General features: G+C 61.2%; 24 protein-coding genes. 5 read left to right on the top strand and 19 right to left on the bottom strand.

All coding sequences use genetic code 11. The annotated features are described in order from the left end of the window. Positions 1–92: 92 nt before the first annotated feature. Positions 93–839 carry a ThuA domain-containing protein gene (locus tag GR212_RS29890; RefSeq protein ID WP_163992396.1) on the bottom strand — a complete coding sequence of 249 codons (747 nt, stop codon included), beginning with the start codon at positions 837–839 and terminating at the stop codon, positions 93–95. Between the two features lie 174 nt (positions 840–1,013). Here GR212_RS29890 and GR212_RS29885 point away from each other — a divergent pair, with 174 nt between their 5' ends. After that, positions 1,014–2,030: a Gfo/Idh/MocA family protein gene (locus GR212_RS29885; RefSeq protein ID WP_163992394.1), complete on the top strand. Its 1,017-nt coding sequence runs from the start codon at positions 1,014–1,016 to the stop codon at positions 2,028–2,030. Positions 2,031–2,042: 12 nt separating this feature from the next. Next, positions 2,043–3,029, top strand: a complete 987-nt coding sequence (locus GR212_RS29880) for a LacI family DNA-binding transcriptional regulator (protein WP_163992391.1) — start codon at positions 2,043–2,045, stop codon at positions 3,027–3,029. A 57-nt stretch (positions 3,030–3,086) separates the two neighbouring features. Here the strand turns inward: GR212_RS29880 and GR212_RS29875 are convergent, their stop codons facing one another. The 9 genes from GR212_RS29875 to GR212_RS29835 are packed head-to-tail and all read right to left on the bottom strand — an operon-like array spanning position 3,087 to position 12,461. Continuing rightward, positions 3,087–3,971: an intradiol ring-cleavage dioxygenase gene (locus tag GR212_RS29875; RefSeq protein WP_163992389.1), complete on the bottom strand. Its 885-nt coding sequence runs from the start codon at positions 3,969–3,971 to the stop codon at positions 3,087–3,089. Between the two features lie 7 nt (positions 3,972–3,978). Next, the gene (locus tag GR212_RS29870) at positions 3,979–5,733 is read right to left on the bottom strand and encodes an FAD-dependent monooxygenase (protein ID WP_163992388.1); all 1,755 of its coding nucleotides are present in this window, start codon (positions 5,731–5,733) and stop codon (positions 3,979–3,981) included. Continuing rightward, the gene (locus tag GR212_RS29865; RefSeq protein ID WP_163992386.1) at positions 5,726–6,841 is read right to left on the bottom strand and encodes a branched-chain amino acid ABC transporter permease; all 1,116 of its coding nucleotides are present in this window, start codon (positions 6,839–6,841) and stop codon (positions 5,726–5,728) included. The genes GR212_RS29870 and GR212_RS29865 overlap by 8 nt, the downstream gene beginning before the upstream one ends. Before the next feature lie 7 nt (positions 6,842–6,848). After that, positions 6,849–7,712: a branched-chain amino acid ABC transporter permease gene (locus GR212_RS29860; protein ID WP_163992384.1), complete on the bottom strand. Its 864-nt coding sequence runs from the start codon at positions 7,710–7,712 to the stop codon at positions 6,849–6,851. Further along, on the bottom strand, positions 7,699–8,421 hold the full coding sequence (locus GR212_RS29855; protein WP_163992382.1) for an ABC transporter ATP-binding protein: 723 nt from the start codon (positions 8,419–8,421) through the stop codon (positions 7,699–7,701). Before GR212_RS29855 ends, GR212_RS29860 begins: the two co-directional genes overlap by 14 nt. Further along, positions 8,421–9,140, bottom strand: coding sequence for an ABC transporter ATP-binding protein (locus GR212_RS29850; RefSeq protein WP_163992380.1), 720 nt, complete (start codon positions 9,138–9,140; stop codon positions 8,421–8,423). The genes GR212_RS29855 and GR212_RS29850 overlap by 1 nt, the downstream gene beginning before the upstream one ends. Positions 9,141–9,190: 50 nt before the next feature. After that, positions 9,191–10,471 (bottom strand): ABC transporter substrate-binding protein, encoded by a 1,281-nt coding sequence (locus GR212_RS29845; RefSeq protein WP_163992378.1) that lies wholly within the window; start codon positions 10,469–10,471, stop codon positions 9,191–9,193. Positions 10,472–10,527: 56 nt separating this feature from the next. Beyond that, the gene (locus GR212_RS29840) at positions 10,528–11,589 is read right to left on the bottom strand and encodes a maleylacetate reductase (RefSeq protein WP_163992376.1); all 1,062 of its coding nucleotides are present in this window, start codon (positions 11,587–11,589) and stop codon (positions 10,528–10,530) included. Further along, on the bottom strand, positions 11,586–12,461 hold the full coding sequence (locus tag GR212_RS29835) for a dioxygenase (RefSeq protein ID WP_163992374.1): 876 nt from the start codon (positions 12,459–12,461) through the stop codon (positions 11,586–11,588). The genes GR212_RS29840 and GR212_RS29835 overlap by 4 nt, the downstream gene beginning before the upstream one ends. Before the next feature lie 96 nt (positions 12,462–12,557). Here GR212_RS29835 and GR212_RS29830 point away from each other — a divergent pair, with 96 nt between their 5' ends. After that, positions 12,558–13,508, top strand: coding sequence for a LysR family transcriptional regulator (locus GR212_RS29830; protein WP_163992372.1), 951 nt, complete (start codon positions 12,558–12,560; stop codon positions 13,506–13,508). A gap of 125 nt (positions 13,509–13,633) precedes the next feature. Here GR212_RS29830 and GR212_RS29825 read toward each other — a convergent pair whose 3' ends face one another. Further along, positions 13,634–14,599, bottom strand: a complete 966-nt coding sequence (locus GR212_RS29825) for a hypothetical protein (protein ID WP_163992370.1) — start codon at positions 14,597–14,599, stop codon at positions 13,634–13,636. Positions 14,600–15,015: 416 nt separating this feature from the next. Here GR212_RS29825 and GR212_RS29820 point away from each other — a divergent pair, with 416 nt between their 5' ends. Together GR212_RS29820 and GR212_RS29815 are read left to right on the top strand one after the other, a co-directional pair. Continuing rightward, a complete protein-coding gene (locus GR212_RS29820; protein WP_204326819.1) occupies positions 15,016–16,788 on the top strand; it encodes a tetratricopeptide repeat protein in 1,773 nt (590 codons plus the stop codon). Between the two features lie 218 nt (positions 16,789–17,006). Continuing rightward, positions 17,007–17,963, top strand: coding sequence for a TadE/TadG family type IV pilus assembly protein (locus GR212_RS29815; protein ID WP_163992368.1), 957 nt, complete (start codon positions 17,007–17,009; stop codon positions 17,961–17,963). A 138-nt stretch (positions 17,964–18,101) separates the two neighbouring features. Here the strand turns inward: GR212_RS29815 and GR212_RS29810 are convergent, their stop codons facing one another. From GR212_RS29810 to GR212_RS29775, 8 genes are all read right to left on the bottom strand, one after another. Beyond that, positions 18,102–18,938, bottom strand: coding sequence for a bifunctional allantoicase/(S)-ureidoglycine aminohydrolase (locus tag GR212_RS29810; RefSeq protein ID WP_163992367.1), 837 nt, complete (start codon positions 18,936–18,938; stop codon positions 18,102–18,104). Positions 18,939–19,025: 87 nt separating this feature from the next. Further along, a complete protein-coding gene (locus GR212_RS29805) occupies positions 19,026–19,253 on the bottom strand; it encodes a hypothetical protein (RefSeq protein ID WP_246726062.1) in 228 nt (75 codons plus the stop codon). Positions 19,254–19,437: 184 nt separating this feature from the next. Next, the gene (locus GR212_RS29800) at positions 19,438–20,889 is read right to left on the bottom strand and encodes a sensor histidine kinase (protein WP_163992365.1); all 1,452 of its coding nucleotides are present in this window, start codon (positions 20,887–20,889) and stop codon (positions 19,438–19,440) included. Further along, positions 20,886–21,560, bottom strand: a complete 675-nt coding sequence (locus GR212_RS29795) for a response regulator transcription factor (RefSeq protein WP_163992363.1) — start codon at positions 21,558–21,560, stop codon at positions 20,886–20,888. Before GR212_RS29795 ends, GR212_RS29800 begins: the two co-directional genes overlap by 4 nt. Positions 21,561–21,710: 150 nt before the next feature. Next, positions 21,711–22,055, bottom strand: a complete 345-nt coding sequence (locus GR212_RS29790; RefSeq protein ID WP_163992361.1) for a type II toxin-antitoxin system RelE/ParE family toxin — start codon at positions 22,053–22,055, stop codon at positions 21,711–21,713. Next, on the bottom strand, positions 22,042–22,317 hold the full coding sequence (locus tag GR212_RS29785; RefSeq protein ID WP_163992359.1) for a type II toxin-antitoxin system ParD family antitoxin: 276 nt from the start codon (positions 22,315–22,317) through the stop codon (positions 22,042–22,044). The genes GR212_RS29790 and GR212_RS29785 overlap by 14 nt, the downstream gene beginning before the upstream one ends. Before the next feature lie 239 nt (positions 22,318–22,556). Further along, entirely contained in the window at positions 22,557–23,279 is a 723-nt protein-coding gene (locus GR212_RS29780; protein ID WP_432444420.1) for a L,D-transpeptidase family protein, read from the bottom strand. 295 nt (positions 23,280–23,574) lie between these two features. Then, complete coding sequence (locus GR212_RS29775) at positions 23,575–24,516, bottom strand: LysR family transcriptional regulator (RefSeq protein ID WP_163992354.1); 942 nt, start codon at positions 24,514–24,516, stop codon at positions 23,575–23,577. Positions 24,517–24,519 lie beyond the last annotated feature (3 nt).

Raw genomic sequence — 24,519 nt, 5'->3', positions numbered from 1 at the left:
ACGATGAAGGGTGCGCGCAATGGAAAGCGACCAAGCCCAGAGGCATCCGCCAACAAGCGAATGATGCCGACGACCTTGGTCAGCCCCCGCGACTAGGATCGGGGCGCCGTCTTCCCATGCAGCGGCTCCTTGCGGTGCCAGTTCTCGAGAATTCGGCCGTCGGTGTGTTTCTGATGCGCCCAGCGAATGCCGTTGGAGATCACCCTCAGAACATCCTTGTTGTGATAGACGGGATAGCTCTCGTGGCCCGGACTGAAAAAGAAGATCCGGCCGCGGCCGCGCTGGAAGGTGCAGCCGCTGCGGAACACCTCACCGCCGGAATACCAGGAGATGAAGATCAGCTCGTCCGGCTGCGGGATATCGAAGGGCTCGCCGTACATTTCCGATGCCTCCACTTCGAAATAGGGCGGCAACCCCTCCGCAATCGGATGCGAGGGATTGATGACCCACACACGTTCGAGATCGCCTTCGGGAAGCTCGCGCCAGGATAGATTGGCGTTGGTGCCCATCAGGCGGCGGAAGAGCTTCGAGTGATGACCGGAGTGCAGGATCAGGAGCCCCATGCCCTTCAGCACCCGCTGCTGTACCCGGTCGATCAAGGCGTCGCTCACCTCATCATGGGCGACATGTCCCCACCAGAGCAGAACGTCGGTATCCTCCAAAAGCGCATCCGACAGCCCCTGCTCCGGATCGTCCATCGTTACGCGCCGGATCTCGAAATCCGGACTTTCGATACCGCCGGCGATCGCGCCATCCATCCTGTCCGGATAGAGCTTCCGCACGATCGCGTCCGTCTGTTCGTGCCGGCCTTCATTCCAGATGGTCACCTTGATTGGCACTGCGCTATCCTCCTCCGGTTTCCAGCGTACCGATTGCTCACACGTATGCTCAAAAATTTCAATGCCACGACGAAATCATTCCGGAGAATATTTGATACATTTGGTTATATTGAAAATATTTCGATATCTAGTTAGATGGATGTTGCGCAAACGTGTGCGCAAATGGAGGAATTCATGTCAAAGCCGGTTCGCCTGGCCGTCATCGGAACCGGGCTGAAAGCTGCGGAATATGCCCATAGCTGGGTGCGGATGCCCGAAATCGAATTCGTTGCCGCAGCGGATGTCAGCGCCGCCTCGCGCCGCCGGTTCGCCGACATCTGCGCGGCTGCCGGACGGGCACCCCTGCGGGAATTCGATGATTTCCGGATCATGCTCGCGCAATGCAAAAGGGATCTCGACGCGGTCTACATATCGACACCGCACGCCTTCCATGCCGAGCAGGCGCTGGCGGTGATCGAGGCCGGTCTCGACCTGTTCCTGGAAAAGCCCATGGTGACGACCGTAGCCGAGGCGAAGGCGCTGATCGAAGCCCGCTCGAAATCCGGCAACACCGTCGTCATCGCCTTCAATGGGGCATTGTCGCCACTGGTGCGCGACACGCACAAGCGCGCAGCTGCGGGCGAATTCGGCGAGCTGTTCAGCGTTTCGGCCAGCATATGGGAGGGCTGGTCCTCCAAATATGACGGCCAATGGAAACAGAAGCCGGAACTGTCGGGCGGCGGCTTCATGTTCGACACCGGCGCGCACATGATGAACACCGTTTGTCTTCTCGTGCGTTCGGACTTCGACCGTGTCTCCGCCTACATGAACAACTATGCCAAGCCGGTCGACATTGCCTGCGCGGTGGCCGCCCGCCTCGAAAACGGCGCGCTGGTCACGTTCAATGCCGCCGGCGAAGGCCCTCCGGGCTGCGCCTCGCACATGACCCTGTTCTATTCGAAAGCGATCGTGCGAATTGACGCCTGGGGCGCATGGCGCGAGATCGAAATCGAGGGAAAACCCGGCCTTCGCGAAGTTGCAGAAGCCGCCCATCAGGAGAATCCGTTAAAATCCTTCCTCAGCGTGCGGCGCGGCGAGGAGGAGAACCCCTCCACCGTGGAGAATGGACTTCGCTTTGCCCGCCTCTGGGATGCTATCAAGGCATCGGCTGCGCGAGACGGAGAATCGGTGAGGATCTCCGACATCGGCTAACAGGAAGCGAACATGAACAAGCGCATCACCTCGAGGGAAATCGCAAAGCTCGCCGGCGTCTCTTCATCGACGATCTCCAGGGCGTTCTCAGGCGATGCGCGCATCAGCGAGCGGACGAGAAAACGCATCATGTCCATCGCCGACGAGCACGATTATCGCCCGAATGCGATTGCACGCTCGCTGAATAGCCAGAAGTCGCGCCTCGTCGCCCTCGTGGTCAACTCGATAGAAAATCCCTGCGAGGCGCAACAACTGCAATATCTGGTGCAACGCTTGCAGGAGCGCGGGCTTTTGCCGATCCTGCTTTGCTGCGCCGGCTACGATGACCGAGCGCAGCTGATGCGCATGGCGTCGGCCTATCAGGTCGACCACGCCGTCATCTTTTCCGATATGGTATCCATGGCGGACGCCATCCAGATTTTTCGAACGGCCCGCCCGATCATGGTTTCCTTCGAGCCGATCGCCGACCCCGGCATCGCGCAACTCCTGCTCGATGGGTCGAAAGCGGCAGCTGAAGTCGTCGCAAAGGCGGTCTCTTCCGGGCGCAGCCGTTTCGCCTATTTGACCGGCCGCAATTCCAGCTGGATCGACAAGCAGCGAAAGCGCTGGTTTGCCGATGCGCTCACCACGCATGGCCTCGGCTTTGTCGCGGAGAGCCACGGCGACTATTCCTACGATTCCGGGTTCAAGGAGGCCGTGGTGCTTCTTCGCCGATCATCGGTCGATGCCGTGGTCTGCGGCAACGACGTCATGGCGATCGGCGTCCGCGACGCAGCCACGCGCGTTCTCGGCAGGAAAGTTCCCGAGGATCTGGCCATTATCGGCCAGGATGGCATCAATCTCGCAATGTGGGAGTGTACCGACCTGACCACGCTGGCGCTCGATTTCGCAGCCTATATGGATACGATTATCGGCTTCATCGAAGATCAGGCGGAGGACAAGGAGGGAACTACCTCCGTGACGCATGAATATTTCATTCGCTGGGGCTCCACCTGCTAAAATCCCTGTCGGGCGCTTGCGGCGCTCATGTATGAGCACCGCACCACACAATCAATTTCATTCCCGCTCGGGCGCCAGGACGAAATCGTGCTCGACCTGCCAGAACGATCCGCGGAAACCGAGTTCCCTGGCGCGGGCGGGATCATCCGTCAGCTTGAACTCGGCAAGCAGGCTTTCCTTGACGCCGAACACCGCATCGGAATGGATGTACGGATCATCGGGATCGAAGATATGGGTCGTCAGCGTCTCGAACCCGTCCGCCTTGATGATGTAGTGCAGATGAGCGGGCCGGTAGGGATGGCGGCCGAGGGCGGCAAGCAATTGGCCAACCGGGCCATCGTCCGGGATCGGATAGTATTTCGGCTTCACCGCCCGGAACCAGTATCGCCCGTCCTTGCCGGTGCGGAATATGCCGCGCAGGTTGAAATCGGGCTGAAGACCCTTCTGCTGAACGTCGTAGAATCCTTCGTCATTGGCCTGCCAGACGTCGAGCACGGCATTCTCGATCGGCTTGCCTTCGGTGTCGAGGATGCGGCCGCTGATCACCATGTCTTCGCCCTTCTGGTCGAGGCAGATGTTGGCGCCCATGGGAAGCTCCGGCGCATCCGCGACATGGAAGGGCCCGAGAACCGTGCTCTCCGAAGCGCCCGACGGCTTGCGGTTGTTGATCGCGTCGACCAGCATCGACACGCCAAGCACGTCCGAGAGCAGGATGAACTCCTGCCGCCAGTCGGTGCAGGTATGGCCGGTGCGGGTGAGGAAGAGGATCGCCTCCATCCACTCGTCCTGGGTCGGCTCCAGTTCCTTCACGGCCTCGTGCAGCTTGCGGGTGACGACTTCCATTACCTGCTTCAGCCGGGCGTCCCGGGCATTCACGTTGCGGCTGGTGACAACCTCGACGGAATTTTCCTCTGTGAAATAGCCTTTTTCTTCGATGCTCATGATTGCTTCACCTATTCAGAATTGTCTTCAATACACGACGCAGTTCGCTCTCGGGATCGGCGACGGCGGCATGCGCGCGCCAGCCGACATGGTGGTCGGGACGCACGAGCAACGCGCCGGAGTCGCGGATTTCCCGCGCCCGCGCCCAGTCTCCGGTCAGGTCTTGCCATTCCTGCCGGGGACCTATCCTGTGGACGGCGATCGGCAGCTTCAGCTCTTTCGACAACGCCTTTGCCGCCGCGATCCAGCCGTCGCCACCAATACCGGTCAGCACCGTGAAGATACCGTGACCGGTGAGATCGAGGCTTGATACCTTCTCGCCGCTGTCGTTGAACAACCAGACATGCGGCAACCGCGCGCCGGGCCAGGTCGTCGGCTGAAAATGCAGTTCCGCGTCCTTCTCGAAGGCGGGTTCCGGCTGCCCATCCTTGACCACGGCATTCGAGGCATAGCGATGGTTCATTTCCACGCCATGCGCGTCGAACTCGTAGACCTTATGGGCGATCGCCTCGCGGATCGCCGTGCGCTGGCGCTCGGCATCGGCGGTATTGTCGCAGCGCGCGTCCATATTCTGCTGCATCTTCACCGGATCGACGGAATCGAGCAGACCCAGCGACTTGAAGATCGGACCGAACTCCTCGATCGATTTATTGGCTCGGGTGACGATCTGCTTGGCAATCGGCGCGCGCTCGGCCTGGTAGCTGTCGAGCAGGCCAATGCCGGCCTGACCTTTCAGGACCATCGCCAGCTTCCAGGCAAGATTGAAGCCGTCCTGGATCGAGGTGTTGGAGCCGAGGCCGTTCGAGGGCGGATGGCGATGGGCGGCATCGCCCATGCAGAACACCCGGCCGTTCGACATCGTGGTCGCGTACATGTTGTTGACCGTCCAGGTCGAGACGGATTTGATCTTGGGCTTGAGATCGGCGACGCCCACCAGCTCGCGCACGACCTTGGTGGCGAAGGCGTCGTCGACCTCGGGTGGCGGCTGATTGATGTCATAGCCCCAGACGATCAGCCATTCGTTCCACGGCCGTACCATGCGCACCAGGCCCATGCCGATGCCGCCGACATCGGCGCCAGGCTGCAGCACCCAATAGAGAACGGACGGACGGTGCGCGACGTAGCGGGAAAGATCGGCCTCGAACAGGATGTTCATCGAGCCGGCAACACCCATCTTGCCCTCAAAGGTCAGGCCGGCATGTTCCGCGACCTTGGAGTTGCCGCCGTCGGCGCCGATCAGGAATTTCGAGCGGACGGTCAGCTCCTTGCCGGTCAGGCGGTCGAGACAGGTCGTCGTGACGCCTTCGGCATCCTGAACATGGTGCAGATATTCCGTCGACATGCGGGCCTGTGCGCCGCGCGAACAGGCCGTCTTGAACAGCAGCGGCTCCATGTAGGTCTGCGGCAAATCGTTCATATGGGCGGGCGACGAAAGAAGGTGCTCGGCACGCGACAGCGGATGATTGCCCCAGCTCTGCATGCGGCCGATTTCCTCGCCGGCAACCGCCGTGCAGAAGACGTTCTGTCCCATCAGATCCTGCTCGGTCGCAAAGATATAGGCCTCCTCCTCCACATCGCGACCGAGATCGCGCAGGACCTCCATCGTACGCTGGTTGGTGATGTGCGCACGGGGCGTATTGGCAAGCCAGCGATAGCGGTTGATCACGATGGGCTCGAGCCCGTAGCTTGCAAGCAGCGCAGCCGTCGCCGAGCCGGCCGGTCCCGTGCCGATGATCAGAACGTCGGTTGTAATGTCAGCCATTTGGCCCTCCCTTTTCACCATGTAGCATTGATCCGCCTCTCAGCAGGCGGCGGACCGGAAAGAGTTCCCAGCCGGTGCGGCTGGATATGAGCCCCCAGAGACCCCGTGGCGCGAACAGCATCGTGACGATGGCCAACGCGCCGAGAGCCAGCAGATACCAGGAGCCGTAGCTCGAAAAGGCATTCTGCAGCAGGAAGAAGACCAGCACGCCGACCAGCGGCCCTTCGATGGTGCCGATGCCGCCAATCACGACGATGAAGACGACATAAGCGGTCCAGTCGGTGAGCGAAAAAGCCGCATCCGGCGATATGCGCGCCTTCTGCAGATAAATGAGCGCTCCGATCATGCCTGTCAGAAAGGCCGTCGCCAGATATACGGCAATCTTCAACCGGCGCGCATCGACGCCGAGCGCGCGGGCTGCCGTCTCATTGTCGCGCACGGCGGCAAGGCCAAGCCCCTGCTTGCTGCGCAGCAGCCGGTAGATGAAGCCGATCGTCAGCGCCGTGAGAACCAGCGCCAGCCAATAGGCCATCGCATCGGCCGCGGCAGCGGCGCGCATGCCGAACCAGTCCTGCAGCAGCGAGATCCCGAGCATGTCCCTGGTGGCCTCGCGCGGCAGGGAGGTGCCGGTCCCGCCCCCCAGCATCTTCCACTGGGCAAACAGCAGTCGCCCCACCTCGGCAATGACCCAGGTGCCGATCGCGAAATAGGGGCCGTAAAGCCGGAAGGAGAAAAAGGCGGCCGGTGCGGCGATGACCATGGCAAAGAGCCCAGCCAGCGGAATGGCAAGGATCGGATCGACGCCGGCGAGGATGACGAAGCCGAACAGCGCATAGGCGCCGCAACCGACGAAGAGCTGCTGTCCCACGGAGATCAGGCCGGCATAGCCGGCAAGCAGGTTCCAGCTCTGCGCCAGCGCCAGCATGGTGAGGATGAAGAAGAGATCCTGCACGATGCCGCGCGACACCAGAAATGGCGCTGCCGCCAGCACGGCCACGGCAACGAGGGAAAGGATGGCGAAGACGCCGGAAAGGCGTGTCCGCGTCTCCACCCGCCAGCCTGCAGGTGCTTCGATTTCGGTCGACATTGTTTCGAAACCTGTGGTCATGGCGCCCTCAATCGACTGCCCGGGGAAAAAGGCCGCGCGGCCGGAAGAGAAGCACGATCAGGAAGGCGATATGCCCGGCTAGGATCTGCCATTCGGGGTTGATCGCCGCTCCCATCGTCTGGGCAATCCCGAGGATGACACCGCCGGCAAGCGTGCCCCAGAGCGAGCCGAGACCGCCGATGATGACGGCTTCGAAGGCGTAGATGAGCCGCGCCGGTCCCGCCGTCGGATCGAAATTCGCGCGCATGCCGAGATAGAGGGCGGCGACCGTCACGATCATCATCGCAAGCCCTGTCGCGATGGCGAAGATCGAATTCGGCCGGATACCCATCAGGCTCGCCGTCACCACGTCGTCCGAGGTGGCGCGAAAGGCGCGGCCGAGCTCGGTGCGGTAGATGAGTTGATTGAGGGCGACGATGACGAGAACGGCCGAGGCAAAGGTGAGGAGCGGCATCAAGCCGGCGCTGATGCCGCCGAACTGCACCGAGGCCGTCTCCAGAGCCCCCGCGGAGATACGTCGGCTATCGGCGGTGAAGCCCTCCAGAAGGCCGTTCTGGATCACGATCGACAGACCGAAAGTCACGAGCAGGGGCGGCAGAATGTCCTTGCCGAGCGTCCGGTTCAGCAGATGGTACTGCAGCGACCAGCCGGCGGCGAACATCAAAGGCGCCGCGATCAGCGCCGCGAGGAAAGGATTAAGGCCGAGGAAGGAAACCAGCACGAGGATCAGAAAGGCCGCCAGCACGATGAGATCGCCATGGGCGAGATTGACGAGCCGCATGATGCCGAAGACCAGGCTGAGGCCCGCGGCAAATAGCGCATAAAGGCCGCCGAGCAGCACACCTTGAAGAAGCGTATCAAGCCAGCTCATGGGTTTCCGCTCCAAAATAGGCCGCATGGATCTCGGCGCGATCGAGCTCGGCCGGACGTCCGGTCAGGGTGATGCGGCCTTCCATCATGCAATAGACCCGGTCGGCGACCTTCAGCGCCTGCGCGATATCCTGCTCGACGATGACGATGGCCGCGCCTGCGGCCCGGATATGAGAAAAGGCGGCATAGATGTCCTTGATGACGACGGGCGCGAGGCCGAGGCTCAGCTCGTCGCAGAGCAGGACTTCCGGATTGGACATCAGCGCCCGGCCGATCGCCACCATCTGCTGCTGCCCGCCCGAAAGCGCCGTCGCCGGGTTGCGGCGCCGTTCCTTCAGGACCGGAAACAGCGCATAGATGCTGTCGAGCGTCCACGGCCCCGCGATCCGGCGGCCATAGCGGCCGATCTGCAGGTTTTCCTCGACCGTCAGCGAGGGAAAGAGCTTGCGCCCTTCCGGCACGAGCGCAATGCCGCGTCTAACCACATCGGAAGCAGCCAATGCCCCGATCGGTTCGCCGCGATACAGGACCATGTCCGGGCGGTTGGCGATCACCCCGGCAATGGAACGCATCAGCGTCGACTTGCCGGCGCCGTTCGCGCCGATGACGGCGATGGTCTCGCCGGCTTCCAGACGCAGATCAACGCCAAGCACGGCCTGGAAATCGCCATAGGCGGCGGTGAGCCCGCGGGTCTCGATGAGGCTTGCCATCAGACGTCCATCCCCAGGTAGATTTCGCGCACCTCGTTTGACGCCATGATCGTGTCGGGCTTGCCGATGCCGATCACCCGGCCGAAATTGAGCACGAGAATGCGCTCGGCCACCGCCGTCAGAGCGTGCAGCACATGCTCGATCCAGATGATTGCGATGCCGCGCTGGTGCACCCGCTTGATGGTCGCGACCAGCTGGCGGCACTCGCCTTCCGTCAGGCCGCCGGCGATCTCATCGAGAAGCAGCAGCTTCGGCTGGGTCGCAAGCGCGCGGGCAAGCTCCAGCCGCTTGCGTTCCAGGAGGGTCAACGATCCGGCGGGCGTATTGGCCTTGGCGATCAGGCCGGTCTCGACGAGAATGTCCGCGCAAAGGGCGGTAACATCGCTTTCCCTCGTCCTGGCCCCGAATGCGCCGGCAACCAGCAGGTTTTCGTAGGTCGTCAACCGTTCGAAAGGTTGCGGGATCTGGAAGGTGCGGCCCATGCCGGCAAGGCACCGCTGCATCGGCGGCGTATGGGTCACATCCCCGCCGTCGAACCGGATCGACCCACGCGCGACGGAGAGATTGCCGTTGATCAGGTTGAACAGCGTCGATTTGCCGGCGCCATTCGGCCCGATGACGCCGAGTGCCTCACCGGCTTCGACAGAGAAGCCGATATCCTCGGCAACCACAAGCGCGCCGAAAGATTTCGAGACTCCGTTCAGTTCGAGTATGGACATTGCCGTTCTCCGTTGAAGGCTGCCCGGCGAGGCGCCGGGCAATTCTCCTCTCACGCCAGGGCTTCGAGCTTGCCGCCGAGCGGCACATTCGGCGCCAGCCCGTTTTCGACGACGACGAGATCGTAACCGCCGCCCGACTTCAGCCGCCATTGCCCGCCGACGAGCGGCGTCTTGGCGACGTTCTTCCGGGCGAATGGCGGGAGTTTCTCATTGCCCCAGGCAACCGGCCCGACAAGCGTGTCGAGCTTGGTTTCGCCGATCGCCTTGGCGACTGCCTCGGCATCACCCGCATCCTCAGTCCGCTTCATGACATCGACGGCGAGTTCGAACAGCGCATGCGCAAAGCCGATCGGCTGCGTCCACGGGCGGCCGGTGGCCTTGGTAAAGGCATCCGCGACCGCCAGGGCGGTTTCCCCGGTCAGCGACGACTTGAACGGATGCGTTGGCGTCCACCAGACCTCCGTCGACAGATTGTGCCCGGCATTTCCCAGCGCCTCGACGGTCTGCGGGAAGAGAAGCGCCTTGCCGATCGAGGCGATCTTCGGTTTGAGGCCCTGCTGCTTGGCCTGGTTCCAGAATGTGGTGAGGTCGGGCGGAATCATGACACCGGTCAGGATATCGGTGCCTGCCTGCTTGAAGGCGTTGATCTGTGCCGAAAAATCATCCGTGAGATTCTGATAGCGGCCGGTATCCGTCAGCCCGTAGCCGAGCTTATCGAGAACCGGCGGGAAGCCGACGACCTTGTCACCCCATGCATTGCCGTCGCCATCGTTCGGAAACAGGCCGCCGACATGTTTGTTCGTCTCGATCTGGCTCCACATGCCGGTATAGACCGCGATGGCGTCTTCAAGGCCCCAGAAGAAATGATAGGCATAATTGAAAGGTTTCCACGAGGTGGGGTCGCCCGGATTACCCTGTTGGCCGATGAACCAGGGCTGCCAGGGCGCCACCGTCGAAATGCAGGGCATCTCCTCGCCCTCGCAGGTCGTGGAGACAGGATTGGTCGTTTCCGGCGTCGAGGAAACCAGCATGAGATTGATCTGGTCGTCGACGATCAGTTCCTTCGCGACCTCCGCGGCGCGGTTCGGGTTCGACTGGCTGTCCTTGACCACGACCTCGTAGTTGAGGCCTTTTACCTTGGTCGTTGCCAGGAAGGCATCGATGACGAACTTGTCGGCTTCGCCGAATGCGGCGAGCGGCCCGGTTTGCGGGCTGACATAGCCGAGCTTGATGGCCGCATTCCTGGCGATGGCGGGCATGGCCAGCCCCGAGGTCGCAAGCAGCGCACCGCCGGCAGCCGTCGTCTTCAGAAAATCGCGTCTCGTGAACATGTTTCCTCCCCTCATTGTCTCTCCTCCCAAAGAGCGCGCCTGCGGGCGCCTATATCTCAGTCCGTTGGCCGCCGGCCTTCCCATGCGTCCTGCAGCAGCAGGCGGATCGCGCCCCGGTCGATCGGCCGCGGATTCCAGTATGGGTTCTCAACGGCGATCGACGCTGCGCGATCGAGATCGGCTTCCGTCAGTCCGAAATCCTTGAGCGACAGCGGCGCTCCGATTGCCTTGGCGAAATCCCAGAGCCCGCCGCCGATCGAGCCGCCGAAGATACCGGCCGCTTCCGCCAGTTCGGACGCGGCGGCCGCCGCGTTGAACGCGGCCGTATGCGGCAGCATCACCGCGTGGGTTTCGGCGTGCGGCGTGTCGAAAGAGCCGCCGAGCGTGTGGCAGATCTTGTGATGCAGCGCCATGCCGACGGTGCCGAGCACCGAGCCGCAGAGCCAGGCGCCATACAACGCATCGCTGCGAGCATCCGTGTTCTTCGGCTCGCTCACGATAACCGGCAAGCTCCGCGCAAAGGCACGCAGACCTTCCAGGGCCATCAGGCTCGAAATCGGGTTGCGGTCCCGCGCATAAAGCCCTTCGACGGCATGCGCCATGGCGTTGAGGCCGCTGGTGACGCTCATGGCGACCGGCAGTCCGAGCGTCAGCGAGGGATCGTAAATGACGATCTCCGGCAGGATCCGGGCATCGCGCACCGTCGTCTTGCGGCCCCCCTCGGTCTGGCCAAGGATCGGCGTGACCTCCGAACCTGCATAGGTCGTCGGAACCACGATCTGCTGAAGGTCGGTGCGATAGGCGATTGCCTTGCCAAGCCCGGTCGTCGAGCCGCCGCCGAGGGACACGACACAGTCCGCTCCGGTCTCCGCCACCACCTTCATCGCCGCTTCCGTCACCTCGACGGGCGTGTGCATGGTGGCACCCGTGAACACGCCGCAAGCGAGCGGGCCGATCTCTCGGGCCAAAGCCTCGGCATCGGCCTTCTGATGCGGTGTCGACAGGACCAGGGCCCGCTTGCGGCCTGCCTTCGTTATCCATTCCGCAACGCTGTTCCGGCTGCCGGAACCGAAGACGATCTGGGCTGGACTACCCGCGTAGGAAAAAGGTTGCGTCATCCTGCCCTCCCCGGCTTTGTCCGCACCATGACGAATGTAAGGTTGACGGCCCGCGCGCGCTTCCCATCGATCTCGGCAGGCTCGAAGCAGACGACGAGTTCCGGCCGCACGCCAAAAAGGGCATCCTCGGCCAGATGTAGGTCGCTCGCATCGTAGATATGAGTCGTGATCGTCTCGAAGCCCTTGGCGCGGATGACGAAATGCAGATGCGCCGGGCGATGCAGCGGATAGCCTGCCTCGGCAAGCAGCCGTCCGACCGGCCCGTCATCCGGCACGCCGTAGCCAGACGGCATCACCGAGCGATAGTGGAAGCGTCCATCGGCGTCCGTGCGGAAGAGACCGCGCAAATTGTGCTCCGGCTGCAGGTCCGGCTGCTGATTTTCGTAATAGCCTTCGGCATTGGCCTGCCAGGTAATCGCCTCGGCGCCTGAGATCGGCAGACCGTCGAGATCCTGCACGCGCGCGGACACCATCAGCGGTTCGCCGATGCCATCCAGCGAGATCGAAGCCCCTGAAGCCCGCTCGGGCGCATCGCTGCGGAAGAATGGCCCGCGGATGGTGTTCGGTGTCGCGGTTTTCGGCCGCCGGCAATTGATCTCCTCGACCAATGCGGACGCTCCGATGAGATCGGACAGCAGCACCCATTCCTGCCGCCGCTCGTCGGAGGCGTGACCCACCTCCGTCAGAAATGCGATCACCTTGCGCCACTCGTCCTGGGTCGGGCGAAACTGCTTGATAAGGTCGTGAACATGGGAGACGGCAGCCGCAATAAGCCGCGGCAGATTGCCCTCCCCACCTGCAGGGAAGCGCTCGGCGAAAACCTCCGCCGACGTCGCTTCGCTGAATGTGAGCGCTTTAGCACGCTCCGCCATGCTCATCCTCCAAGATCTTCGTGCATGTGAAAGAACACTAGCAGCCAGATACGAGTGGATTGATGATTTTGTTGCCAATCAATATAACAGATCGCTATGAAGATAGATGAACGACATCTCATCCAGCTTGCGGCTGTCGTGAAGACGGGTGGCGTCACGGAAGGCGCTGCTCTTCTGGGGCTGGCGCAACCGGCCGTGTCACGCACCTTGTCCATGCTGGAGAAGCGTGTGGGAGAACCGCTCTTCATCAAAGGACGCCGGCCATTGCAGCCGACGCCGCTTGGCCTGTCGCTCGCCGAGCATGGCTTCGTAATGCTCGCGGCCTCGCGCAAGGCTTCCGATCTGGTGGAAAGCTTCCGCGTCGGCAAGAGCGGGGTCGTGCGGATCGGCGGCACGCCTTTCTTCATGGACGCGTTGATCGCCCGGCTGTGCGCCGAATTCCAGGCCAGCCATCCGGACGTGCGCATCGATCAGAGCTATGGCTATTTCCCCGACCTTCGCGCCGCGCTCAAGGCCGACCAGATCGATCTTGCCATCTGCCCGATCGATATTCTCGACGAAGGCTCCGGTCTCGAATTCCAGCAGATCCTTCCCGGGCGCAACGTCGTCGCCTGCCGGGTGACCCACCCGCTGTTGCTGAAGCGCCGGCCGCAGCCGAGCCACCTTCTCGACTATCCCTGGATAGCGCCGCCGCCGGGAAGCCCGCTGCTGGCCGACCTGCGCGCCCTGCTTCTCTCCTTCGGCGCAACCGAAATCAAGATCCGCTATTCCGGCAGCTCGCTCATGAGCGTGATCAATTACCTGAAATCGGCGGATGCGCTGACCATCATGCCGCACAGCGTCGTCTTCGCGCAACGCAAGGAAAAGACGATCACGGCTCTGCCGATCACCATTCCCCATCCCGAACGCGCGCTGGCAATCCTCAAGCGCGTCGATGCGCCGCGCGCGCCTGCCGTCGATCAGTTTGCCGATTTCGTTCGCCTGGGCTTTCAGGAATTGCGGCATCTCATCAAGCGCCATGAAGAGTCGGTCATCTGGGGCCTCTGACGATTGCAGCCGGCCCCTTTCGACCGTTCGTTCTCGGTACCGGAAATTACGGTCATCGTCGGTAAGCAGGGCGTTCCCCACCGGGAAGGCTCTTTCATTTGCATCGGATTGGCTTGGCAAGGTCTTCAGATATCGCTGGTGGCCAATGATCTTTCCGACAGCGGCGGCAAGGTCGACAAGACCTCCGCGAAAGCATCGTTCAGAATATGCAGCTTGCGTGCGTGCGCCCGGGCATATTCGTCATAAAAGCCTCGCGAGAGCCAGATGTGCGAGCGACCACGCCGGCCGCTCCAACCGATGCCGCCGATCGACTCCGCTGCCGCAAGCTTGCGGCTGGTATGGGCCCGCGACAGGCCGAACGATTGCGCCAGATAGGAGATCGAACTCACATCCGTCAGCAGCCTGTCCCGCCCCGCCAATGCCTCGGGATCTATTCCCGCAATCAGCCTGTCCATCAAAAGACCGCCGGCATCGGCCCAGGTGAAGATCGTGTAGAGCGGGCCGGGGCTGCGCACCTCGGGACTGGAAAGAAGCGCATGCGCCGCAATCGGCTGGACCAGGGTCAGCAGGGTTTCCGGCTCGGACAGAAATCGGTTCGACCTGCTCCCTCCATCGACGAGATCGAGGGCCTGGAAATGCACATCGTACCAGTGGATCAGCATCGAAAGCGTCACCGGGGCCGGTGCTGCCTGATCCGATTGCTCGCCGGTGCGACCACCGAGCGGGCGAATGACGTCATATTTCAATGCTTCGTCAAAAAACGCGTAGGCGGTGTTGCGGCTGGCAATTCCATACTGCAAGGCGAGATTACCGAGATCTCGTCTGGTCAATCCGGCCTGAGCCGTACGCACCGTTCGAAAGTAGTTGCCCAATGCGGCATGACACAGGAGCCAGCGCTGCTGGGTGGCAAAAAGCGCCGCGGTCCGGGGAGAAGCCTGATGCACCGAGACGAAGCTCCGTGCCAGCAACATGACCGCGCAGGAAAACGCCTCCGCGTCGATCAGACCGCCTGTCTCTTCGACCGGTGCCATCCGAGCCGCGCGCGTGGCGTCCGCCGGCCGATGGGCCGGGAAATCAAGCACCTTTCCCATGGGGAAGCTCTTTCAAGATTGTCGACTGGTTGACGTGCAAGGTGCCGCTATGCCGTTCAGGGACAATCATGAATGCTCGAAACATCCAATCCCGGGAAGCATCATGTAACCGAAAGAATACCCTAGACTTTTTCTCCACGATACCGAGCATACACCCTCAATTCGCGAGCAATCGCTGTAAACTCTTACTAGTTGCAACTGCTCAAACAATAGTCGGACCCGTCGGGCCAAGTCCTGAGAGGGCTCCGGCAAAGTTCTGATATTTTCTGATATTTTTCTGATAACCGCGATTTTTGCCGAAAAAATCGATACTTAGCCGCCTCCTCCGGACATGGTCGGCCTGCATATACAGGTCCCGATTGTTTTCCCGGATACAGGCATGGGTACGTTGACTGTCGAACTGAGCTCTCTTTATATTGCACCATATTTTAAATGCTGCGGTTGAGGATCGTTGGGAGCAGGTGTTTTGTTTCGCTGGGTTCGTTCTTGATCCAGATCGTGCCGAGCTTCATGGGCCTGACGGCTCCGTGATCCGGCTGCGCCCCAAGGCTTTTGAACTGCTGACATTCCTCGTCACGAATAATCGGCGCGCCGTCGGCAAGCAGGAGCTGATGGAAGCAGTCTGGCCCGCGATACACGTCGGGGAAGACAGCCTGTTTCAATGCATCCGGGAAATACGCGCGGCATTGAACGACTCGGAACGACACATGATCAAGCTTGTGTCCGGCCGCGGTTATCTCTTCACTGCCGAGGTATCCGTCAAAGAGGAAGGCTCGGATCTCCGGTCCGGAGCGGGCAATATACCGGTATCGGGCGCGCAGCCGATGGCCGATTTCGTCGCACCGGAGCGCCGGCCCGGCTCACGCAAGGCATTGGCTTTCTGGGCATTCGCCGTGCTGTGTGTGGCCGTCGCATTCAGTCTTGCGATCTTTTCGTTCAGAGGCGGCGATGTGTTCGGCTCAAGCAAACCGGTCATCGAAGTCCTGCCGATTGTCGATAGTGCCACCGATCCCCAAAGCACCGCGCTCGCGCAGGCTGTCGCGGCGGAGATGATCAACGGCCTTGCCAAGATCGACGGCATCCGCTTGATAGCGTCCAAGGAACAGGGGCCGGTGACCACCACAGAAACGATCCCGGCGCGAGCCCATGGTGCGGGCCTCCTCCTTCAGGGGGAACTGCAGAGGGGGCCGCAATCCTGGATTTTCCAGACACGCCTCATCAATGTAACCAGCCGCGAAATTGAATCCGTTGCCGAAGTAACCCTGGATGCCGGCGAACCGGACCAGCAGCGTCTCGCATCCCGGCTCGCCGCCGGCGCCGGCTATGAGCTCGCAATCCGCCTGAACAAATTCGGGGAGGCCGAGAGCCAACCGCAGGCAGGCGCCGCCGACATCGCAATACAACAGGCAACCGCATCGATTAATCAGACGACGAAGGAGCGTTTCGCGACGGCGCGAACTATCCTCGAAAAGTATCTGGCCGATCAACCGGACAATGTCGATCTCCAGATCGCGCTTGCGGCACTGCATCTGCGCGGGATTCAGCTCGCCTGGTACAGTCCTGCCGAGGGCAAGGCAGCAGAAAGCGAGGCAAGATCCCTGCTTGAGCGTGCCCTGCGCAGCAGGCCAACCGCCAGCCCGGTGCTTGGGGTCTATTGCCGCTTTCTGACCGTAACCAACCAGTTTTCGGAGAGTCTCGTCGCGTGTGCGAGGGCACTGAGCTTCAATCCGTGGGATGGCACGGCGTTGTTCCATCTCGGCCTTACGCAGATTCAATTGGGGCGTTTCGAGGATGCCCTTGCGACATTCGAACAAGCCGACCGCTTCGATACTCCCGACGTTTCACGCTGGACCTGGCTGTTGGGAGCCGGATGGGCCGATGTGCTGTTAAACCGCAATGAGGACGCCGTCAGGTGGCTGCGACGCTCCATCGCGATCACACCGGGAACCGGACGCGCCCACATGCTCCTGGCGGTCGCTTATCAGCGATCGGGTCAACCGGACGAGGCCAAGCAAGCTCTTGCCAAGGGCCTGGAGTTGCGCCCAGGTTCGACAACCGCCAACATCTCCCTCCCCTCTCGCAATACCAGTCCGGTCTTTATCGAAGCACGACGGAAAATTAGCCAGACGCTGATTGAGTTGGGACTGCCAACTGGCGATGATGAGCAAAAATCAGCCAGTCAGAACTGATAAAATGCGCCGCCAGCAAAGACTATCTTTGGTTGTTTATCTAAAAATATCTACTTTAGGTAATTTTATCCGTACAGAAAGTAGAATAACTAAAGTATTGCAACCAGTTCAGCTTGCATAAAAGCTCATTCGATAGAAATTAATCCACGTTTTAAACCATGCCTTTATAATTTCTGCGCATTGTCCGACCAAAGTTTAAATCTTTTTTGGTTGAGATAATGGCTATCGATTTTCTCCGGCATATGCGCCGCCTGGCAGGCGACCGCGGCGGCAATTTCGCGACGATGACGGCGCTGATCGCCGTTCCTCTGGTTGCCGTAGCGGGGATGGCCGTCGACTACTCGTCGGCGACACATCAGCGGGCCAATCTGCAGGAAATCGCCGACGGTGCGGCGCTGGCGGGCGGAAAGGTTTTCGACGGCACCAATCTTGCCACGGCGCAGGCCGAGGCGACCCGTTTCATCACGGCCTACGCCGACACGACGCCCGCCAACCTCAGCTATACCATCACGGCGAGCGGGCGGGTTCTTTCGGTCAACTTGACCGGTGCCGTTCCGACGAGCCTGATGCGCATCGCCAATATCAACAGCATCAACATCGGCGTGAATTCCCAGGCGACGGCACCGGCAAAACCCGATGTCGTGACGCTCACGCCTACCCAGGCGCAAGGTTGGTATTACAAGGTGATCACCATCCGCGTCGTCCGGCCCAATGCGACGACCGAAACGGTCGTCGGCACAGTCACCTATCAGCCGACGACGCACAACAATGACGGTCAGGGAACGATGACAGCCGTGCCCACCGGGCCGATTACCCTTGGCCAATATACCAAGCTGGTACTGCAGATGGATGTCAAGGACGACGGCTGCCCGCTCGGAAAGGCCGCATCGGTATCGAGCAACAACACCGTCACCTGCAGCAGCAAGAACTCGGCCAGCACGAAGTACGACCTGACCTTGCGAACGGACGACCCGAATACCTCCAACTATCTATTCGTCGACGGCAGCGAACTTCCAAAGGGCGTGACATTGCCTATCGAGAATTATTTCGGCTGCCAGGCCGCGCAGAAGCATGCCTGGGAAGATGGCGGCGGTTGGGATCGGCAGGACTTCTTCTACACGATCTCGTCGCAGTGCTCGTCGTCCGACGGCGATGCGGTGCGCCTTACGAACTGATGCAACGACTATCAGACAGCCACCCAATAGGGGCTGTCTGAACGATGAGTCTGGCTTCGCCAATCACCCAGCCGGCCGCGCGATCGAAAAAGCGGGATCCGGCGCAAGGGACGCCGGATCCAGTCGATATCGGCTGGCTTAATGGCGCGATCCGAAAGGACGAAGCGCCATGTGGCGGTTGACATCCTTGTAGAGCAGGTAGCGGAAGGGGCCAGGGCCTCCGGCATAGCAGGCCTGCGGGCAGAAGGCGCGCAGCCACATGAAGTCTCCGGCCTCCACTTCCACCCAGTCCTGGTTGAGGCGATAGACGGCCTTGCCTTCCAGCACATAGAGCCCGTGTTCCATGACATGCGTTTCCGCAAAAGGAATGACGGCGCCTGGCTGCAGGGTGACGATCGTTACATGCATGTCATGGCGAAGGTCGGATGGATCGACGAAGCGGGTGGTCGCCCAGCGCCCTTCCGTGCCCGGCATGGCTGCGGGCGTGATATCCTTCTCGTTGAGGATCAGCGGCTGCGGATGGTCCAGTCCGTCGACAGCCTCGTAAGCCTTGCGGATCCAGTGGAAACGGGCATGAGCGCCGCTACGGTTGTGCAGCGACCATTTCAAGCCCGGCGGCAGGAAGGCATAGCCGCCCGGCTGCAGAACATGCTTGCCGGAGGGCAGCGTCAACTCGATCTCGCCATCGACGACAAAGAGGACTCCTTCGGCTTCCGCGTCCTGCTCAGGCCTGTCGCTGCCACCGCCGGGCGCCACTTCCATGATGTATTGCGAAAAAGTCTCCGCAAAGCCGGAGAGTGGTCTGGCGATAATCCAGCAGCGCGTATCGTTCCAGAAGGGCAGAAAGCTGGTGACGATGTCCTGCATGACCCCTTTCGGGATAACGGCATAGGCCTCGGTGAATACGGCCCGCCCCGTCAGCAGATCGCTTTGCGGCGAATGGCCGCCAAGGGAGGAGTAATAGTTTCTTTGCATTGTCTGGACCCTTCATTCTCGTAGATTCGAGAGGCCAAAACATTTGCCTCCCCGATAGTTGGACAGCGTTGAAATCGGAATGCCGCGTTAGGTCGCCCCTGTTTCCTCCCGGAGCCTCACGATGTCATCATAGCCGAGGCGACCGGCGCAATGCAGCCGCATCCCGCCGCCACGATAGACATCTGCAGTGATTGCCATCGGCATCCGCCCGGCAACCGCCTTGTGCAGTCGAAAATCCATGGTATCGCCAAAAGCAGAGAGGGGAGTGCAGACAGCTGCCAGGGAAAGCCAAGCCGACAGCAAAATTTTCAACATGCCCCATCCCGTTGGTGTCTCGCGCCCGAAACTAGCAGGGAACTCGACTTCAGAAAATCAAATATCCGGCTTCAGACCGCCGGGAAAAGAAAAACACTTTCAGGATTTTGTGTGGCAATAGCCAGCGAGAGGACCGTGCCGACGGCCTTGATGAAATGCGCCCGCCCGCCGTTCGGCGACGCCCTCACCCCTTTTGCCGCCAGCCCATGTCCGCCACCACGACCGACGGTGGTATGGAGCCGATCTGCAGCCGCACGCAAAAGCCGTGGCCGGTATCCAGGAACGAGACTCTTCCACCGTGGAGTTCCGCCGCCTTCTTGACCAGGTTCAGCCCCAGACCCGCCCCGGAGGAGCTGGCGTTGATGCGGCGAAACGGCTCGAAGACACGATCACGCTCCGATGGCGGTATGCCGGGACCCTGATCGCAAACATCGATCGTGCCGGCAGCGCCGACCCGAACGACGATCGAACCTTTCGCGCCGGCGTGATCGATGGCGTTGCGGATCAGGTTGACGACCGCCATCTCGATCGTCGAGGTCTGGATTACGAAGACCGCTTCTTGCGGGCTCGGCTCAAAATCGAAGTCATAGCCGGCATCCATGGCTATCGGAGCAAGATCGGCGGCGATGGCCTCGACCACCACATTCAGATCCTTCCTTTCCGCGCGCAGTTCCACCGCGCCGATAGCCTGCATTTCCAGCAATTGATGCGCGACGCGAGAGAGACGGTCGATATCGTCCCGCAATTGCCGGCTGACCTCGGCCTCGGGAAGAAGATCCGCCCGCGTTCGTGCAATCGCGATCGGCGTTCGCAGTTCGTGCGCCGCATCGGCAAGGAAACGATTGTGCCTGTTATATCCATCATCCAGTTTGGAAAGGGCATGATTGAACGCATCGACCAACGGAATGATCTCGGTCGGCACCTTCGAACGCTCGAGGCGGGCGGAACGGGTATCGAAGTCGATCGCCTGCGCTTGCCTCGCCGTTTCGACGAGCCCGCTCAGTGAACGTCCGACAGCACGGGGAGTCACGAGCAGCGTTGCCACGCCCGTGAGCGCCAGTATCGGGAAGACGCCGATGAAGATGACGAATGCCAGAGCCGGCAATACGTTGAGCCACTGGATTTCCCCATGGACACTTTTGGCAACTTCGACGCGGATATTGATCCACACATTCAAGCCATCATTGGTGAAGCCGCGCTCGGTGGCGGCGATGATCTGGAGCTTGCCGACAGATGTCTCCCGGTTCTCGACCGTGGCATGCGTCCCGTTGCCCGCCTCCAGCCTCGCCCGATCCACCGTCCAGGGGAAGCTCTCGTTGAGAGAGGTCGACGGTATCTCTCCATATTGGAGGAGGATCCCCTTATGGTCCCGGACGGTAAACCAGAGCTCCGGATATCGCTGCTTCAGCTCGGCGACCTCCTGCGTCTCCGCCACCTGCAGCTGCCCGTCGTCATCCCTGGTTATCTGCTGCGCAACGACACGGACGGCCTCTTCGTTGGCGTCTTCGAGCTCCGGATTGATGATCCAGATCCAGCCGACGAGGAGGATGAAGAAGAGGACGAGAAGAAAGGCCTGCAATGCGATCAGGCGCTTTATCAGGCCCCAGCGTAGCGATCGGCTGCGTTCCGGGTTCATGCCTTCGCCCGGATGAGGTAACCGATGTTTCGCACCGACCGGATCTCGACCGAGGCCTCGGTCAGCAGAAGCTTCTTTCGGATCCGTGAGATGTGCGCATCCAAGGCGTTCGATCCGATCTCGTCCTCGAGAGCATAAACCGCTTCGATCAGGTTCGGCCTCGTGACGATCCGGTTCGGACGGCGCATCAACGCCTCCACCACCAGATATTCACGCCGCGGAAATTCGACGAGCGCCCCGCCGATGGAAACTTCGTTGGTTCGGGGATCGACACTGAGGTTGCCGAAACTCAGATATCTGTCGGAAACAGCAGGTCCCCTTCGCTGCAGGGCTCGCAGGCGGGCTAGCAGCTCCTCGATTGCGAAGGGCTTGGCAAGATAGTCGTCGGCGCCGCTGTCCAGCCCGTCAACGCGATGATCGACACCGCCAAGAGCGGTCAGCACGAGGATCGGCACCGGATGCTTGCGTTGGCGAAGCGCTGCAACAAGATCCAGCCCCTCGCCATCCGGCAGGCGGCGATCCAGCACCAGGACGTCATAGGTCCCGACGCGGGCCATGGCGTCCGCATCCGCAATCGTACGGACATGATCGGCGAGAACATCGCGACGCCTCAGCGCTTCGAGCAGCGCTCGGGCCATTTCGGGCTCATCCTCAAGAAGCAAGATTCGCAATGACTTCTCCCCAAAGGATGGCCGCTGCCATCCTTTGCCCCCACTGACAGCCAAAGATTGCGGCTACATTACACGCAGATCCGCGAAGTCGCACCTTGGGATGTATCTACGATTGCGGATAGCGGACCCGTGCTTCGGCCGACGACGTTCTCATTCCGCAAGGGCACGCGCCAGCATCCGCCTGATGTGATCCTGACCGCCGAAGAAAATTGCGGCGACGACGATCGTCCGATGGTCCTCGATCGGCAGAAACCAGACAGCAGCCTTGTCGCGCCGCAAGAAGCGGATGCCCGGATGGATATCCGGCCGCAATGTTCCGATATACGGTGTCTCGACCAGTCGATGGATCGCGAGGCGAAGATCACGAATACGCTCTGCGGCACGCTCCAGAGCTTCGTCCGGCAGATCACCCAGATCGATATAGGCCGCAAACAGATGATCGAAGATCAGCTCGAAATCGCGGTCCGCGGCGCTGGAATATTCAAGGGTCCACACGAAGAGCTCGCCGCTTTCGCTCGATCATGCTCTCGATCCGCTCTTCCATATCCTTTGCCGAGACCTTCGGCCCATCGACGCGGCGCTGGATAAGCGTGCGAAGTCCTTCCGTCTCGGCGGATTCGGTCTCGGTCTTCTGACGAAGCAGTTCCAGGCCTTGCTGGAGAACCGAACTCAAGCTGGAGTAGCGTCCCGTCTCGACAAGCGAACGGGCGAACGCATCCTGCTGATCGGTCAGGGATATCGACGATTTGACGCTCACGAGACTATCTCCTTCCGGTACAAAATGCTACCCAGTCGCATATATGTCAAGACACGGCGCCGGCATCGTTTGCTGCCGCGGGGCTGTCGTTGCCGCCTCGCGGCACGGGCTGACGCCTTTCGGATCCGGTGCCTGGCACCATAGCCCATGTTCCTTACCGGCCGGATGACGCCGCCATTTCGTTGTCGGCATCCCGTCATGCGGAGACGGCAGCTCCCATCTTCAAGGGAGCCGCCCGTTCAGGCAGAAACTCCCTTGCCTTGAAGCGCGGTTTGATGAACGACAATTCGCGCGTGATAGGGAATGCGTTCATAGAGATCGATGACGTCCTGATTGACCAATCGAACGCAGCCCGACGACGTTGCCTTGCCGATCGAATTCCACTCCGGCGAGCCATGAAGGCGGTAGAGCGTGTCCTTGCCGTTCTGGAATATGTAAAGGGCGCGCGCACCCAACGGGTTTTTGACGCCCGGATCCATTCCGCCGTTTGCCACGGAATATTTCGCAAGTTCCGGTTTCCGGGCGATCATGTCGTTCGGCGGCTTCCAGCGCGGCCAATGCTGCCTCCAGTGGATAACCCCCTCGCCCTCCCAGGCAAAGCCGTCGCGGCCGATGCCGACGCCATATCGCATGGCTGTACCGCCGCGTTCGACGACGTAGAGAAATCGTGACGCGGTATCGACAACCACCGTCCCGGGCGGTTCGCCGGTCGGGTCCGTCACGCGCTGCCGGTAGTATTTCGGGTCCATCTTTCGATAAGGTATGGCGGGAAGAACGTGACCGCCATCGACAGCCGACGCATAGCGAGCCTCAAGTTCGGCATTCGGCGCAGCTTCGCTCTCCGCGGTGGACGCGACGGGAACGACCGGCGGCAAGCGGGCGGGAGCCGCAATCGGAGTTGGAACGGGGGCCGTCGTGGCACACCCCGCAAGCGCCGCCGTCACAGAGATAGACCCGAGCATGAAAGCTCGTCGGGACAGAGTCTTTTCGTTCCTGGTCAAGCGCATTCCTATCCTAACGAGCCTCGCAAATCCGTGTCCCATCTTCGGCCGATGAAGGACAAAAAATGAAACATGTCTAATCATTATGTGGTGATAAGCTCATAGCCAGTTGCGCGCCATGATGGCAAGTTTGCTGACATCATGACCGAGCGGCCTCTTGGCCGAGCCGGGCCTGAACCCACAGAGATTTTGCGTTTCCACCACCATCTCCGGCCTCGTAACGACAATTCGCAGTCTTACCCGCGACGGGCGCCGCCTAGCTGTCGAACGAGTGGCCGGGCAAGACATTGTGTTCCATGTCCAGCCATGGCGGGTTTTCCCGGTACATTTCCTCAATCAGCCGTTTGATGAGATCGATATAGACGGAATTGTCGCCGACGCGATGGTTGAGGATCACCGGAGATGTCATCGCCTCCTCCTCGATCAGCCGATAGTGCACATCGGACCGCATCTGCCGCGCGGATGAAGGGATGACGCATACCCCGGCATCGGCAGCCACCAGGCCGAGGGCGGTCTGGATTTCCCGCACCTCATGCACTTCCGCCGGGCGAACATCATGGCGCTGCAGCAGCCCCAAGACCTGATCGGCATAGCTTGGCCGCGGCTCCTTCGGATAGACGATCAGCTTCTGCCCGCGCAGACTCTTCACCGACAACGGGGTGGAAGCCCCTGCAAGTGCCGTCCCCATGGGCACGGCGGCCACGAGGCGCTCCTCGCGCAGGACAGTCCCCACCACATTGGGATCACTATGGCGTAGCCGGCCGAAGCCGACATCTATGCGCCCCTCCTTGAGTGCGGGAATTTGCTGGACCGACACCAGTTCCAGCAGCTGGATATCCAGCTCGGGCGCATGCTGGCGCATCTTGCGGACCAGCGAGGGAAGTCCGCCGTAGAGCGTCGATGCGACGAAACCGATGGAGAAGACGCTGTTCTGATTGAGGCCGATACGGCGCGTCGCATCCCGCATCTGCTCGACGCGGCCGAGAACCTGCAGCGCCTGCTCGTAGAAGAGCCGGCCGGCATCGGTGAGACGCACGGGGCGGCTTTTGCGAATGAGCAGCGATACTCCCAACTCCTCCTCCAGGAGCTGGATCTGCCGGCTCAGAGGCGGCTGCGCGATATGCAGCAATTCGGCAGCACGCGTAAAATTTCGCTCCTGGGCGACCGCCACGAAATAGCGAAGCTGACGAAGATCCATTCT

The organism is Martinezella lusitana, from assembly GCF_010668395.1.
Taxonomy (GTDB): domain Bacteria; phylum Pseudomonadota; class Alphaproteobacteria; order Rhizobiales; family Rhizobiaceae; genus Rhizobium; species Rhizobium lusitanum_A.
This window is presented reverse-complemented; position numbering and strand designations above follow the sequence as displayed.

What these genes read in the sequence shown, in the direction of transcription:
- GR212_RS29885 (WP_163992394.1), top strand. Translation starts at nt 1,014, where the DNA reads ATGTCAAAGCCGGTTCGCCTGGCCGTCATCGGAACCGGGCTGAAAGCT.
- GR212_RS29880 (WP_163992391.1), top strand. Translation starts at nt 2,043, where the DNA reads ATGAACAAGCGCATCACCTCGAGGGAAATCGCAAAGCTCGCCGGCGTC.
- GR212_RS29875 (WP_163992389.1), bottom strand. Translation starts at nt 3,971, where the DNA reads ATGAGCATCGAAGAAAAAGGCTATTTCACAGAGGAAAATTCCGTCGAG.
- GR212_RS29870 (WP_163992388.1), bottom strand. Translation starts at nt 5,733, where the DNA reads ATGGCTGACATTACAACCGACGTTCTGATCATCGGCACGGGACCGGCC.
- GR212_RS29865 (WP_163992386.1), bottom strand. Translation starts at nt 6,841, where the DNA reads ATGACCACAGGTTTCGAAACAATGTCGACCGAAATCGAAGCACCTGCA.
- GR212_RS29860 (WP_163992384.1), bottom strand. Translation starts at nt 7,712, where the DNA reads ATGAGCTGGCTTGATACGCTTCTTCAAGGTGTGCTGCTCGGCGGCCTT.
- GR212_RS29855 (WP_163992382.1), bottom strand. Translation starts at nt 8,421, where the DNA reads ATGGCAAGCCTCATCGAGACCCGCGGGCTCACCGCCGCCTATGGCGAT.
- GR212_RS29850 (WP_163992380.1), bottom strand. Translation starts at nt 9,140, where the DNA reads ATGTCCATACTCGAACTGAACGGAGTCTCGAAATCTTTCGGCGCGCTT.
- GR212_RS29845 (WP_163992378.1), bottom strand. Translation starts at nt 10,471, where the DNA reads ATGTTCACGAGACGCGATTTTCTGAAGACGACGGCTGCCGGCGGTGCG.
- GR212_RS29840 (WP_163992376.1), bottom strand. Translation starts at nt 11,589, where the DNA reads ATGACGCAACCTTTTTCCTACGCGGGTAGTCCAGCCCAGATCGTCTTC.
- GR212_RS29835 (WP_163992374.1), bottom strand. Translation starts at nt 12,461, where the DNA reads ATGGCGGAGCGTGCTAAAGCGCTCACATTCAGCGAAGCGACGTCGGCG.
- GR212_RS29830 (WP_163992372.1), top strand. Translation starts at nt 12,558, where the DNA reads ATGAAGATAGATGAACGACATCTCATCCAGCTTGCGGCTGTCGTGAAG.
- GR212_RS29825 (WP_163992370.1), bottom strand. Translation starts at nt 14,599, where the DNA reads ATGGGAAAGGTGCTTGATTTCCCGGCCCATCGGCCGGCGGACGCCACG.
- GR212_RS29815 (WP_163992368.1), top strand. Translation starts at nt 17,007, where the DNA reads ATGGCTATCGATTTTCTCCGGCATATGCGCCGCCTGGCAGGCGACCGC.
- GR212_RS29810 (WP_163992367.1), bottom strand. Translation starts at nt 18,938, where the DNA reads ATGCAAAGAAACTATTACTCCTCCCTTGGCGGCCATTCGCCGCAAAGC.
- GR212_RS29805 (WP_246726062.1), bottom strand. Translation starts at nt 19,253, where the DNA reads ATGTTGAAAATTTTGCTGTCGGCTTGGCTTTCCCTGGCAGCTGTCTGC.
- GR212_RS29800 (WP_163992365.1), bottom strand. Translation starts at nt 20,889, where the DNA reads ATGAACCCGGAACGCAGCCGATCGCTACGCTGGGGCCTGATAAAGCGC.
- GR212_RS29780 (WP_432444420.1), bottom strand. Translation starts at nt 23,279, where the DNA reads ATGCTCGGGTCTATCTCTGTGACGGCGGCGCTTGCGGGGTGTGCCACG.
- GR212_RS29775 (WP_163992354.1), bottom strand. Translation starts at nt 24,516, where the DNA reads ATGGATCTTCGTCAGCTTCGCTATTTCGTGGCGGTCGCCCAGGAGCGA.